11 protein-coding genes and 1 pseudogene are annotated in these 13,835 nt (G+C 61.2%); 10 read left to right on the top strand and 2 right to left on the bottom strand.

Going from position 1 to position 13,835, the window contains the following annotated elements:
- Positions 1 to 328: 328 nt before the first annotated feature.
- A pseudogene (locus LPA34_RS11495) lies at positions 329 to 609 on the top strand (ABC transporter permease); the annotation flags it as partial.
- Here LPA34_RS11495 and LPA34_RS11490 read toward each other — a convergent pair.
- Complete coding sequence (locus LPA34_RS11490; RefSeq protein ID WP_228978121.1) at positions 572 to 964, bottom strand: hypothetical protein; 393 nt, start codon at positions 962 to 964, stop codon at positions 572 to 574. The pseudogene LPA34_RS11495 and the gene LPA34_RS11490 sit on opposite strands and share 38 nt — an antisense overlap.
- A gap of 366 nt (positions 965 to 1,330) precedes the next feature.
- Here LPA34_RS11490 and LPA34_RS11485 point away from each other — a divergent pair, with 366 nt between their 5' ends.
- Positions 1,331 to 2,455, top strand: a complete 1,125-nt coding sequence (locus LPA34_RS11485) for a purine-nucleoside phosphorylase (RefSeq protein ID WP_228978119.1) — start codon at positions 1,331 to 1,333, stop codon at positions 2,453 to 2,455.
- A gap of 200 nt (positions 2,456 to 2,655) precedes the next feature.
- Here LPA34_RS11485 and LPA34_RS11480 read toward each other — a convergent pair whose 3' ends face one another.
- On the bottom strand, positions 2,656 to 3,057 hold the full coding sequence (locus tag LPA34_RS11480; RefSeq protein ID WP_228978117.1) for a hypothetical protein: 402 nt from the start codon (positions 3,055 to 3,057) through the stop codon (positions 2,656 to 2,658).
- Between LPA34_RS11480 and LPA34_RS11475 the strand changes: the two genes are divergently transcribed.
- From LPA34_RS11475 to LPA34_RS11440, 8 genes are all read left to right on the top strand, one after another.
- The gene (locus LPA34_RS11475; protein ID WP_228978115.1) at positions 3,049 to 6,873 is read left to right on the top strand and encodes a nitrate reductase subunit alpha; all 3,825 of its coding nucleotides are present in this window, start codon (positions 3,049 to 3,051) and stop codon (positions 6,871 to 6,873) included. The two genes, LPA34_RS11480 and LPA34_RS11475, sit on opposite strands and share 9 nt — an antisense overlap.
- Positions 6,870 to 8,411 (top strand): nitrate reductase subunit beta, encoded by a 1,542-nt coding sequence (gene narH / locus LPA34_RS11470; protein ID WP_228978113.1) that lies wholly within the window; start codon positions 6,870 to 6,872, stop codon positions 8,409 to 8,411. Before LPA34_RS11475 ends, narH begins: the two co-directional genes overlap by 4 nt.
- Entirely contained in the window at positions 8,412 to 9,101 is a 690-nt protein-coding gene (gene narJ / locus LPA34_RS11465) for a nitrate reductase molybdenum cofactor assembly chaperone (RefSeq protein ID WP_228978111.1), read from the top strand.
- 96 nt (positions 9,102 to 9,197) lie between these two features.
- Entirely contained in the window at positions 9,198 to 9,884 is a 687-nt protein-coding gene (gene narI / locus LPA34_RS11460; protein ID WP_228978110.1) for a respiratory nitrate reductase subunit gamma, read from the top strand.
- Between the two features lie 15 nt (positions 9,885 to 9,899).
- Positions 9,900 to 10,697 carry a peptidylprolyl isomerase gene (locus LPA34_RS11455; RefSeq protein ID WP_228978107.1) on the top strand — a complete coding sequence of 266 codons (798 nt, stop codon included), beginning with the start codon at positions 9,900 to 9,902 and terminating at the stop codon, positions 10,695 to 10,697.
- 112 nt (positions 10,698 to 10,809) lie between these two features.
- Positions 10,810 to 12,024, top strand: coding sequence for an MFS transporter (locus LPA34_RS11450; protein WP_228978106.1), 1,215 nt, complete (start codon positions 10,810 to 10,812; stop codon positions 12,022 to 12,024).
- A gap of 56 nt (positions 12,025 to 12,080) precedes the next feature.
- The gene (locus LPA34_RS11445) at positions 12,081 to 12,494 is read left to right on the top strand and encodes a ribonucleotide reductase subunit alpha (RefSeq protein WP_228978105.1); all 414 of its coding nucleotides are present in this window, start codon (positions 12,081 to 12,083) and stop codon (positions 12,492 to 12,494) included.
- 232 nt (positions 12,495 to 12,726) lie between these two features.
- Positions 12,727 to 13,806, top strand: a complete 1,080-nt coding sequence (locus LPA34_RS11440; protein ID WP_228978104.1) for a phytoene/squalene synthase family protein — start codon at positions 12,727 to 12,729, stop codon at positions 13,804 to 13,806.
- Positions 13,807 to 13,835: the final 29 nt, after the last annotated feature.

Here is a 13,835-nt window from a genome sequence, read left to right as displayed (position 1 = left end):
GGGCCACGCGCGCATGGCATCACGGCCGCGCAGGCTGCACCTCCAGGACGTCGACGTCCCATCGACACCCAGACGCTTCAGGTAGCGAGGGAGCCGGCTTGCCGCCGTCCCTCGCTTCATCCATCCGGATAGAGAACGCCGCTCGTGATAACGCGGCCGGATCTTCGCGCGTCAACGCGGATTTGCGCGTGACGATGCAGCCGTCTGTCCAAAGCCCGATGCATTTAACGTTCCGGTCACCTGACATCGCGAGCCCGATCCGGCCAGGTTGAACTTCACGCGCCGCTTTTCAACGCCCGCCTAAATCAGATCAGGCGACATCCGTTCGACCGGCAAGATCGCGCCTTACGTGATGATCAGACTTGTTCAGGCAACGATCATTCCTGTCGCGACACATTTTGTCTTCATGTGCCGTCTGCCGGCAGCCCGATTGCCATTTATCTCGCGGTGCTGCTGCTCATCGCGGCCAGTCCGACGGCCGGCATCATGCTTTCTTCGCTCGCGCAAAACCAGTTGCAGGTGATGCAACTCATCATTTTCTATTTCCTGCCCAACATCCTGCTTTCCGGTTTCATGTTTCCGTTTGCGGGCATGCCGAAACGGGCGCAGTTGACCCCTGCGTGCCCGACAGACACGCCGCAAGCTGCCCCGTCACCAAAGCCAGATAGTTCGCGGGCGCCGGAGGCACCGCAAGCGGCGCGCTCACCGCGTCGGGCGTCACGAGCGTCTTCAGGTTCGCGCCGGGACCGGCTGGGTTGCCGCTTGTCGTCAGCAGCGCGGCGAGTGCGGTTGAAAGCGTCGTGGCGTTCGCGATGGTGGACGCCAGGCCCGCTGGGATCACCGCGACGACCGAATAAAGCGTGTCCCGCTGGCCCGCGGGATCGGCGGCAACGACAAGCAGCGGCGCCGTCAGCATTCCGGTGCCCAGGCACGCAAACACGCCCTTCCTTATCCGATCGTTCATGATGAGCCCTGCGATGGTTGTGCAACCTGCATCTCGCGTGATGCAGGCCGCAATCTCTGCCTGGTCGAGACGAATACGGCGTTTTCTCCGTACTATGCATGCGGCATCAAAGCGTATCCATGAGCAGAATTGACTATGCGCAAACGGGTTTCCTTAAAGACAGGCTGTGACGCGCGACTTCGCGGACAGCCCCGATATTGACGCTACAGAACGCCGAAGCGGGTCGCGCGATCACGTCCTGACTATCGGAGAATTTTTTGCGCCCTATACTGATCTGGACCGGGACCACGGACAAAGCGTCCCGGACATGCATCGCCCGACCGCCCGCTCATGCCCTGGCCTTCCAACCTGAGGGAGCCCCGCCCGATGAACGTGAAAGCGCTGCTCAAGCAAGTCCCGAACCGTCGCACCCGACGTAACCTGCCTGTCGCACGCACTGCACTCTCCATCGCGGTTGCCGCATCATGTACGTTCGGCGTGTGTCTGCCGGGTATCGCGCAGGATTCCGACGCCGCTGGCCGCCCGGCCGGCTCCGGCAACGGCCGCGACGTGAAAGTGATGATCATTTCGATGTTCGGGCCTGAAGGACAGGTATGGCTCGACAATCTTGGCCCGTGGAAAGCCATCAAGGTGCCAGGCCTTTCGCCCGACTACCCCGAAGTGCATTGCAACCGCCAGGAAGTCTGCGTGCTGACGACGGGCATGGGCCATTCCAATGCAGCGGCTTCGCTGATGGCGCTCACGTTCTCCGACAGGTTCGATCTGCGCCGCACGTATTTCATGATCGCGGGCATTGCGGGTATCGATCCGATGCAGGGCACGCTTGGATCGGCCGCGTGGGCGAAGTATCTGGTCGACTTTGGGATCCAGTGGGAAATCGACGCGCGCGAGAAACCCGATAGCTGGCCCAGCGGCTTCCTGGGCATCAACACGAAGTCGCCTTCCGGCAAGCCGCCGCTCGATTACCGCACCGAAGTGTTCGCGCTGAACGCGAAGCTTGCCGATACTGCGTTTGCGCTTTCGCGAAACGTGACGTTAGCGGACACCAGTGCCGCGCAGCTCGCGCGCGCGAAATTCAACTATCCGCCGGCCAACCAGCCGCCTGAAGTGATCCAGTGCGACACGCTCGCGGGCGATACATGGTGGTCCGGCAAATATATCGGCGAGCGCGCACGCTACTGGACGAAGTTGCTGACCGATAACAAAGGCACCTACTGCACGACCCAGCAGGAAGACAACGCGACGTACGAAGCGCTCAAGCGCGCGGCGAGCACGGGGCGTGTCGATCTGAGCCGCGTCGCGGCACTGCGCTCGGGTTCCGATTTCGACCGGCCGTACGACGGCCAGAGCGCGTCCGATAACCTCGTCAACTATGCGGCACAAGGCGGCTTCGGTCCCGCCATCGAAAACCTTTACCGTGCCGGCAATCCACTCGTGCAGGACATCGTCACACATTGGGGCGAATGGCGCGATGGGGTGCCGTCGCGGTAATCAGGACACGGGCTTCCGATGATTCGTTACGATTTATCAAATATCGCAACGTGACCTATTATGGAATACGCCTGAGTGTCCGATGGATTTCCACGGAGTGCAGTTCATGCAAGACTCGACCCACTAAGTTCTTACCGTTACCGTCCGGATTTAGGAGACTCGTCGGCTCGATTTGACCCGGGTCAAGTTGCCGATGCTGCTTATGAGTTCTCATAGCAGGATGCGCGCGGCATGGGGATTTCAGCCTGGGCGCTGCTTCCAGGCCAGAAGGCTTGCGATTCACGCACTGGCGATCTGAACGACAGGGTCGCGATGATTACCCGCGCCGCGCCTGGACATACCGGGGTCCAGCCGCAGCGTTGAGCTTGCCCCGACACACCGGCCCAGCGAATTCTGACGACCGGGTTTATGCGAAGCGCGTGAAGGTGGTGTCCACGATATCGGAAGAAGCAGTGATCGCCCAATCCAGAAACCATCAGATTCCGGCGTTCCAGAATGCGGTTTATCGGCAGCGTCATGGAGAAACTCAGGATGCCCACAATTTTGAACAATATGCGTAGACTTCCAGCAGCGAATGCCACGGAGTCGATCAGATGAGCCACTTTATCGATCGCCTGAAGTACTTCTCCACATCGAGGCCGACGTTCTCCGAAGGTCATGGGATGACAACCCATGAAGACCGCGGATGGGAAGACGCCTACCGGCAACGATGGCAACATGACAAGATCGCGCGCTCGACCCACGGCGTCAACTGCACAGGTTCGTGTTCGTGGAAGATCTATGTCAAGAGCGGTATCGTCACCTGGGAAACCCAGCAGACCGATTACCCCCGCACCCGTCCCGATATGCCAAATCACGAGCCGCGCGGCTGTGCCCGCGGTGCGTCCTATTCGTGGTATCTCTACAGCGCGAATCGTCTTAAATATCCGCTGGTTCGCAGTGCGCTGCTCAGGCAGTGGCGCGAAAAGCGCCTGACGCTCGCCCCGGTGGAGGCATGGGCTGCGATCGTGAATGATCCGGAAGCCCGCGCCTCATATACGCGTCGCCGTGGACTGGGCGGCTTCGTTCGCTCAACCTGGGACGAAATAAACGAGATCGTTGCGGCCGCGAACATCCACACCATCAAGCGACACGGCCCGGACCGGATCATCGGGTTCTCGCCGATACCGGCCATGTCGATGGTGTCCTACGCGGCGGGTAGCCGCTATCTGTCGCTGATCGGCGGCGTCAGTCTGAGCTTTTATGACTGGTACTGCGACCTGCCGCCGGCGTCGCCGCAGACGTGGGGCGAACAGACCGACGTTCCGGAATCGGCCGACTGGTACAACTCGAGCTTCATCATGTTGTGGGGCTCCAACGTGCCGCAAACGCGCACCCCCGACGCCCACTTCATGACCGAGGTACGTTATCGCGGCGCCCGGGTCGTATCGATCTTTCCCGACTACGCCGAGGGTGCGAAGTTCGGCGACATCTGGCTGCATCCGAAGCAGGGGACCGACGCGGCGCTCGGTCTCGCGATGGGCCACGTCGTGCTCAAGGAGTTTCACGTCGCCGGCAAGAACGAGTATTTCCTTGACTACTGCCGGCGTTATACCGACATGCCGCTGCTCGTGCGCATCGTCAAACAGGGCGACCACTATGTGCCCGAAAGACTCCTGAGATCAGACGAACTCGATGACGCGTCCGTCCAGGATAACAACGCCGCCTGGAAAACTGTCGCGTTCGATGAATTGAGCGGCAAGCCTGTCGCGCCAACCGGATCGATCGGCTTTCGCTGGGGGCAGAAGGAAGGTGGCGACGCCGGCAAATGGAATCTGAAAGAAGAGGATGTCCACGGCAATGCGATCCGGCCGGTCATGTCGTTCGTGGAGAAGCACGACGAAGCAATCGACGTCGCCTTCCCCTATTTCGGCAATGTCGAACATACGCATTTCACGCATACCGGCCATGCGAGCGTATTGCCGCGCCGCATCGGCGTACGCAGGATCGCCACTCGAGCCGGTGAAATTCTGGTTGCCACGGTCTACGACCTGTTCATTGCCAACTATGGCGTGGACCAGGGGCTCGGCGGCCCGAACGTCGCGACCAGTTTCGACGACGACGTCCCGTACACACCGGCGTGGCAGGAGAAGATTACCGGTGTCAAACGACACGACGTCATCGCGGTCGCGCGCGAATTCGCCGATAACGCGCACAAGACCGAAGGCAAGTCGATGGTGATCGTCGGCGCCGGCTTGAACCACTGGTTCAATATGGACATGAGCTATCGCTCGATCATCAACCTGCTCGTCATGTGCGGCTGCATCGGCAAATCGGGCGGCGGCTGGTCTCACTATGTCGGTCAGGAAAAGCTCCGGCCGCAAACCGGCTGGCTGCCGCTGGCATTCGCGACCGACTGGCACAGGCCGGCGCGCTTCATGAACGGCACGTCGTTTTTCTACGCGCATACCGATCAATGGCGCTATGAAACGATGAAAGTCACCGAACTGCTGTCGCCGCTCGCCGATGGTAGCGGATTCACCGACAGCCCGATCGACTACAACGTTCGCGCCGAACGGATGGGCTGGTTGCCGTCCGCGCCGCAGTTCAAGACCAATCCGCTCGATCTCGGCCGGGCATCAGCCGGCTCCGACGCGGCCGCTTATGTCGCGAAGGGTCTCAAGGACGGCTCGCTTGAGATGTCGTGCGTCGATCCCGACGCAGCGGAAAATTTTCCGAGAAACCTGTTTGTCTGGCGCTCGAACCTGCTCGGATCGTCCGGCAAGGGACATGAGTACTTCCTCAAACATCTGCTCGGTGCCGAGCATGGCGTGCAGGGAAAAGATCTGGGTACAAGCGCCGGCATCCTGCCCAAAGAGGTGAAGTGGCACGAGAAAGCGCCCGAGGGCAAGCTCGATCTCGTCGTCACGCTCGACTTCAGAATGTCCACCACGTGCCTGTATTCGGACATCGTGCTGCCGACCGCCACCTGGTACGAGAAGGACGATATGAACACGTCCGACATGCACCCGTTCATCCATCCGCTGTCGGCGGCCGTCGACCCGGCGTGGCAATCCAGAAGCGACTGGGAGATCTATAAAGGCATCGCGCGCAGGTTCTCCGAACTGGCCGAAGGCCATCTGGGCGTGGAACGCGACGTCGTGATGTCGCCGCTCCAGCATGACAGCGCCGGCGAAATCGCGCAAACCGAGGGCATCGCCGACTGGGGTCACGGCGAGTGCGATCCGGTGCCGGGAAAAACGATGGGAACCATTGCGGTTGTCGAACGGAACTATCCGGATACCTGGCGCAAGTTCACCTCGCTCGGACCGCTGCTCGACTCGTTCGGCAACGGCGGCAAAGGCATTACGTGGCAAACCGGCGAGGAAATCGAACAGCTTCGGGCGCTGAATTATCCGGTCGCCGAAGCCGGCGTCTCGCACGGTCGGCCGCAGATTCTCTCGGCGATCAATGCAGCCGAAGTGATCCTGTCGCTCGCCCCGGAAACCAACGGTGCGGTCGCGACCAAAGCATGGCGGGCTTTGTCGGTGCTCACGGGCATCGATCACACGCATCTCGCGCGCGCTCGCGAGGATGAAAAAATCCGCTTCCGGGATATTCAGGCGCAGCCGCGCAAGATCATTTCGTCGCCGACATGGAGCGGGATCGAATCCGAACATGTGTCCTATAGCGCGGGCTATACGAATGTGCATGAGCTGATTCCCTGGCGCACCCTGTCCGGACGCCAGCAGCTGTATCAGGACCACGCGTGGATGCGCGACTTTGGCGAGTCGCTGTGTGTCTACAAGCCGCCGGTCGACACGCGCAGCACCACCGGCATGGCCGGCAGCCACTCGAATGGAAACCCGGAGATCGCGCTGAACTTCCTGACCCCCCATCAGAAATGGGGCATTCACAGCACCTACACCGACAACCTGTTGATGCTGACACTGTCGCGCGGCGGGCCGATCGTCTGGATCTCCGAGATCGATGCCCAAAAGATCGGCGTGGTCGATAACGACTGGATCGAGGCGTTCAATCTGAACGGTGCGCTGGCCGCCCGTGCGGTCGTCAGTCAGCGCATTCCGGAGGGTGCCGTGATGATGTATCACGCGCAGGAAAAGATCATCAATACACCGGGCACCGAAGTCTCGGGCGTGCGCGGCATTCACAATTCGGTCACCCGCGTGATGCCGAAGCCGACCCACATGATCGGTGGCTATGCGCAGCTCTCGTACGGTTTTAACTACTACGGCACCGTCGGCTCCAATCGCGATGAATTCGTGATCGTCCGCAAAATGAAGACGATCGACTGGAAGGACGAGTCGACGCCGGCGTCCGTGCTGTCGGCGGCCGAGGCCGCGCGTCATCAGCACACACTCGCTCACGGCGCGCCGACCCTCGCGATGGCCAATGACGAATCGGGAGAAAAGCGATGAAAATTCGCGCGCAGATCGGTATGGTGATGAATCTGGACAAATGCATCGGTTGCCATACCTGCTCCGTCACCTGCAAGAACGTCTGGACCTCACGCGAAGGCATGGAGTACGCGTGGTTCAACAATGTCGAAACGAAACCGGGCGTCGGCTATCCGAAGGACTGGGAAAACCAGGAGCGCTGGAACGGCGGCTGGAAGCGCAAGACGAACGGCAAGATCGAGCTTCGCGCCGGCAGCAAGTGGCGTGTGCTCGCCAATATCTTCGGCAACCCGAACCTGCCGGAGATCGACGACTACTACGAGCCGTTCACCTTCGATTATGCGCATCTGCACGATGCGCCCGACGTCAAGGTCGGACCGGTCGCCCGGCCGCGTTCGCTGATCACCGGCGAGCGCCTGGAGAAAATCCAGTGCGGCCCGAACTGGGAAGAAATTCTCGGTGGCGAGTTCGAGAAACGCAAGCACGACTACAACTTCGATCAGGTGCAGACCGACATCTACGGGGAGTTCGAGAACACCTTCATGATGTACCTGCCGCGACTTTGCGAGCACTGCCTGAATCCCGCCTGTGTCGCGTCCTGCCCTTCCGGCGCAATATACAAGCGGGAAGAAGACGGCATCGTTCTGATCGACCAGGACAAGTGCCGCGGCTGGCGGATGTGCGTGTCCGGGTGTCCCTACAAGAAGATCTATTACAACTGGCAAAGCGGCAAGTCGGAGAAGTGTATTTTCTGCTATCCGCGTATCGAGGCGGGTCAGCCGACCGTGTGCTCGGAAACCTGCGTTGGCCGGATCCGTTATCTCGGCGTGCTGCTGTACGACGCCGACCGGATCGAGGAAGCCGCATCGGTCAAGGACCCGCAGGACCTGTACGAAGCGCAACTGTCGATCTTCCTCGACCCGAACGACCCGGCCGTACGTGAACAGGCCGCTCGTGACGGCGTGCCGGAGAACTGGCTCGACGCCGCACGCCATTCACCGGTGTACAAGATGGCGATGGAGTGGAAGATCGCTTTTCCGCTTCACCCCGAATACCGCACCCTGCCGATGGTCTGGTACGTCCCGCCGCTCTCGCCGATCAACTCGGCCACCAACGATGGCCGGCTCGGCATGAAAGGCTTGCTGCCCGACGTCGATTCGCTGCGCATCCCGTTGCGCTATCTGGCCAATCTGCTCACTGCCGGTCGCGAGGCGCCGGTTCGGCTTGCCCTCAAACGCATGCTGGCGATGCGCGCCTTCATGCGCGAACGCCATGTCGAACGTCGCGAGAGTCCGGAACTGCTGGACGAAGTCGAGCTGAGCAGCGCACAGGTCGATGAAATGTACCGGTATCTGGCCATTGCCAATTACGAAGACCGCTTCGTGATCCCGACCGCCCACCGCGAATATGCCGAAGATGCCTTCGACCTGCGCGCATCGTGCGGCTTCTCGTTCGGCAACGGGTGTTCCGACGGCACCACGGAAAGCAGCCTGTTCGGCGGACGCAAGGGCATCAACAAGACACGCAAGACCATCCCGATTCGCGCGGCGGGTGAATAAATGAACGATAACCGTCAGATTCTCAGCATGCTGGGCGCGCTACTGGACTATCCCGATCAGGCGCTGATCGACGCGCTCGACGAAATCCGCGCCGCGCTGGCCGGGTACGCCGCCTTGCCGCCAGACACGCGCGCAGCCCTGATCGAGCTGGTCGACCGGCTGTCGGCGCGGCCGTTGCTGGATCTACAGGAAGACTACGTCGAAATCTTCGACCGTGGCCGGGCAAGTTCGCTCTATCTGTTTGAACACGTCCACGGCGAGTCGCGCGAACGTGGGCAGGCGATGGTGGACCTGCTCGCCATGTACGAAGCGAAGGGACTGTTTCTCGGCGCCGGCGAACTACCCGACTATCTGCCGGTTTTCCTGGAGTTCCTGTCTCATGAAACACCGGCGCAAGCGCACGCGCTGCTGGGCGAAATTGCCGATATCAACCGGCAGATCGCAACCCGGCTCGCCGAACGCGGAACGCCGTATTTCGCGGCCGTTGCCGCATTGCTGCCGCTCGCTGGCGAAGCGCCGCTGCAGAACGCGAATGCGACCGCATGCGACGACACCACCACGCGCGCGATCGACGGCGAAGCGCTCGATCGCGAGTGGCAGGAGGAGCCGGTGAGCTTCCTGGGCGCGCAAGCGCCTTTGTCGACGGCACCGCAGCCGATCCAGTTTTACGACAAAAGACCGTCACGTTAGTCATCTTGATTACCTTGGTCACATGAACCGGAACGGACAGACTTCCGTGCTCACATTCAACGCATCAAAGAACAGGATCCTGGCTGGAGAAACCTCATGAGTCAGCATTTCATCAACGCATTGCTGTTTGGCATCTATCCTTATGTGTGTCTCGCGATCTGGCTGCTCGGCAGCCTGATCCGCTTCGATCGCGAGCAGTACACCTGGAAGAGCGATTCGTCGCAACTGCTCAGGCGCCGTCAACTGCGCCTTGGCAGCAATCTGTTCCACGTCGGCGTGCTGACCGTGGTCGGCGGACACTTCGCCGGTTTCCTCGCGCCTCACTGGATGGTGTCGCCCTTCCTGAACGCCTCGCAGCATCAATGGCTCGCGGTTGGGGTGGGCGGCATCGCGGGCATCATCGCGATCATCGGCCTGTCGATCCTGGTGTACCGGCGTCTGTCCGATCCGCGCATTCGCATCAACAGTGCTCATGCGGACATCCTCGTGCTGGTGATGCTGTGGCTGCAACTGGCACTCGGGCTGGCCACGATTCCACTGTCACTGGCGCATATGGACGGCGCGATGTTCGAAACCCTGAGCGACTATGTGAAGGGTATCGTCACGTTTCAACCGGGCACCGCGGACCTCATCCTCCAGGCGCCGCTCGTCTACAAGACCCATATTGCGCTCGGCTTCACGATATTCCTCATTTCCCCATTCACCCGCCTCGTTCACATCTGGAGCGGCATGGCGACGGTGAGTTTCCTGGTTCGTCCTCACCAGATCGTTCGCAAGCGCTAACGCGAGGAATTCCCCATGTCGGCAAACTGCGATATTTCACCCGCGCCCGCCACGCCTGACGTGCTTAGCGTCAACGGTACCGTGATCGAAAGCGCTGCCATTGCGGCGGAATCCGCGTTGCACGCGGACGAACCAGATCCCGATCACGCTGCGCGACGGGCGCTGGTGGTACGTGAACTGCTGTCCCAGCGCGCCGCCGCAACAGGTTTGCTGGCGAACGGCGCCGGTCTCGACGATGAGACAGTCGACCGTCTGCTGGAGCTGGAATGCGCGATGCCGGTTCCGTCCGCAGAGGAATGCCAGCGCTACTACGCAGCGAACATGCAGAGATTCCGCAGTCCGGATCTGGTCTTCGCGCGCCACATCCTCTTTGCGCTCACCGAAAAGGCCGCGATGACGCGGGTCCGCGCGCGCGCCGAAGAAGCGCACCGCGAGCTCGCACAGCATCCCGACCGGTTCGATGCGCTCGCCCGGACGTTGTCCAATTGTCCGTCCGGGCAGGTCGGCGGAAATCTGGGGCAGTTGATCCGTGGCGAGAGCGTGCCGGAATTCGAGGCAGCCATTTTCGGCAACCAGCACATCGGCCTGCTTCCGGGGCTCGTCAATACGCGTTATGGCTTTCATATTGTCTGGGTGGAGCGTCGCGTCGCGGGTGAAGTCCTTCCGTTTGAAGCGGTGCAGGCGACCATCGAACGCTATCTCTCCGGTCATGTCCGGCACAAGTCGATTCAGCAATATCTGACCTTGCTCGCATCCAGCGCCGAACTGCGCGGCATCGCTCTGGATGTGCGCCCGGGCCTGTTGTTGCAATAGTGGCTGGCCGTAGCGTTTGCCCGTCGCACCCATCCTGACCGATGACGTCCACATGTAGCCGTTATCGTTGTCGTCCTGCTCTGGAGCAGTTATGAGTTCACGAAGAAGTCCCATGGTAGTTCTATGTGTCACGACTTTGGCATTTCTGGTCTGCTTTGTCGTATGGATGATGTTCGGCGTGCTCGGCATCGAACTACGAACCGAGCTTGGACTGAACAGCACGCAATTCGGGCTGCTGACGGCCACGCCGGTTCTGACTGGCGCACTATTGCGTGTGCCGCTGGGAATCTGGACGGACCGTTTCGGCGGTCGCGTGGTGATGACGCTGTTGCTGGTCCTCTGCGCCATCCCCGTGTTCCTGATCGCATACGCGACGGCGTTCTGGCAGTTCCTCGCGATCGGCCTGTGTCTCGGCGCGGTTGGCGCATCGTTCGCAGTAGGAACGCCGTATGTCGCGCGGTTCTTCCCGCCCGAAAAGCGTGGCTTCGCGATGGGATTCTTTGGCGCCGGCACGGTCGGCGCCGCCGTGAATCTGTTCATCACGCCTTCGCTGCAGGCGGCATGGGGCTGGCGCGCTGTCCCGAAGATCTATGCGATCGCGCTCCTCGTCACCGCGCTGATCTTCTGGCTGGGCTCCGCTACCGACCCGGGCGCAGGTAAGACGTCGGGGCCGTGGTACAGGCAGTTTCGGGTTCTGAAGGACTCCAGGATATGGAGGTACTGCCAGTATTACTCGATCTGCTTCGGCGGTTTCACCGCGCTATCACTGTGGATCCCACAGTATCTGAAGGGCGAATTCGGCTTTTCGGTCGTCACTGCGGCGGCGCTGGCCGCCGGCTTTTCGCTGCCGGGATCGGTGTTGCGCGCGCTCGGCGGCACCCTGTCCGACCGCTTCGGTGCGCATAAGGTGACGTGGTGGGGATTGTGGGTCGCGTGGGTATGTCTCTTCCTGTTGTCGTACCCGGACACTTCGTTCGTGGTGAGCACGATCGACGGCCCGCGCAGTTTTCATATCCATCTTGGCGTGCCGGTCTTCATCGCACTGCTGTTCATTCTCGGCGCGGTGTTCGCGTTCGGTATGGCGTCGACGTTCAAGTACGTCGCCGACGACTTTCCGGAGCAGATGGGCGTCGTCACCGGCATCGTCGGACTGGCTGGCGGGCTGGGTGGCTTCCTGCTACCGATCCTTTTCGGTGTGATTCTTGACTGGCTTGGCGTTCGCTCGAGTTGCTTCATGTTTCTGTACGGTATCGTCTGGGTGTCGCTGATTCTGCTGTATCAATCCAGCGTGCGACACGTTCACATCGACGGAACAGCCCCGCAGTAACGGAATGAACAGCCAGCTTGCCGCGCGCTGCCGACACGACACCACATGGATGATCGATGACAAGTATTTCGAGTTTTGATGAGCTGGTTCGCGTCGCGCGGCAACAACCCGAACCCCAGCGCTTGCTATTCGTGTTTACCGCGGTCGAGTTGCCCGCTGACTGCACACCTGAAGAACGGGCCCGCTTCGAAGCGGGTAAGGGTGGCGCACTGATACCGCTGATGTGCGTGGACAAGACGCCCGAGGAACTCGGCACGTTTAGCGATCTGCTCGAAGAATCGCGACAGGTTCTCCAGGAATGGGCAATCGTCTTCGTCGCGGCGCTCTCGGGTCAAAACGGGTGTGCGCCGCGGACTGAAGACGCGGAAGCGCCGTTAAACAGGATGGTGGAGTCGATCAAAACCGGGTCGATCGGCATGTTCATTCCATTCGATGCGCACGGTCAGCCCGTGCTATTCGGTCTGGCCTGAGTATCGTCGGGCCCTTGAGGCTGTCAGGCGTGGCCGTGTGTTCCTCGACCACGCCGCCAGACGTAAGGGCACGAAGGAAGCAGCACGCCCCGCGCCTGGCCTCCTTCGAACCGGAGAACCGGGGCATCGGATCGCCGCACGGTGCCGGGTGCGGAACACGTGAGGCTGAGGAGAAACGGTTTGCCAGGTACAATTCGGCAGCGTCGCTTTCCCATCCTGATCCGAACACCCTATGCGCAATCCTGCCCGGGCCTTTCTCCTCGGCCCGCTTTTGAAGGGCGTCTCACGCTCCTTCTACCTCACGCTGCGCGTATTGCCCGCCGGCATGCGCGATCCGATCGGTCTCGCGTACCTGCTGGCGCGCGCCGCGGACACGATTGCGGATACATCGCTGATTGCGCCGGGGCAACGGCTGCAAATGCTGCTTGCGCTGCGTGAGCAGGTGAACGGCGCGAATGGTGTGGGCGGAGACGACGATCGTCTGGAACGCATGGCGGTCGAAGTGGCGACCCGGCAAACTCACCCGGATGAAAAAGTCCTGCTCGAATCGCTCGGCCCCGCGCTCGACGTGCTGGCTCAACTGGGTGAATCCGATCGCGACGCGGTACGCGAGATCGTCACGACGCTGACCGAGGGCATGGAATTCGATCTGCGCACGTTTCCGGACGAATCGTCGGGACGCATCGTTGCGTTGCACGAATTCGGGGAACTCGACAGGTATACGTATCTGGTGGCTGGCTGCGTCGGCGAATTCTGGACGAAGATGACCTGGGCGCACATGCCAGGCACGCTCAGGGGTCAGCCGGACGTGACGTTGAACCGCGGCGTGCGTTTCGGCAAGGCGCTTCAGATGACCAACGTGCTGCGCGATTGCGGCAAGGACCTGCGCATCGGCCGCTGCTACATTCCGTCGACGATGCTCGACGAAGCGCGCCTGAGCCCCGAGGACCTGCTACTGCCCCAAAGTTCGGTACGCGCCCAGCCGCTGATGTTCGAGCTGGTCCGCAAAACGCTCGATCTCTTTCGTGAAGCGATCGAATACACGCTCGCGATTCCCGCGCATTCGGTGCGGTTGCGGCTCGCCTGCCTGTGGCCTGTCGTGATTGGACTCGATACATTGCTGCTGCTCGTCGATAACGACGCGTGGCTCGACCCCGCGAAAGTCTCGAAGGTCAGACGCAACAGGGTGTACCAGGTCATTGCGTATTCGATACCGGCCGTCGCATCGGACAGGCTCATCCGTCGCTGGACCGGCAGTCTGATGAGCCGGATCGAAAGCCGCCTCGCCGCCCCGCCGCCACGGGCTCGTTGACACTTTCACACGCCCTTCCCCGTCTGCAG

Origin of the sequence: Paraburkholderia gardini (assembly GCF_907164575.1) — a bacterium.
Taxonomy (GTDB): domain Bacteria; phylum Pseudomonadota; class Gammaproteobacteria; order Burkholderiales; family Burkholderiaceae; genus Paraburkholderia; species Paraburkholderia gardini.
Note: the sequence above shows the minus strand (reverse complement) of the source record. Positions and strands in the feature narration are given on the sequence as shown.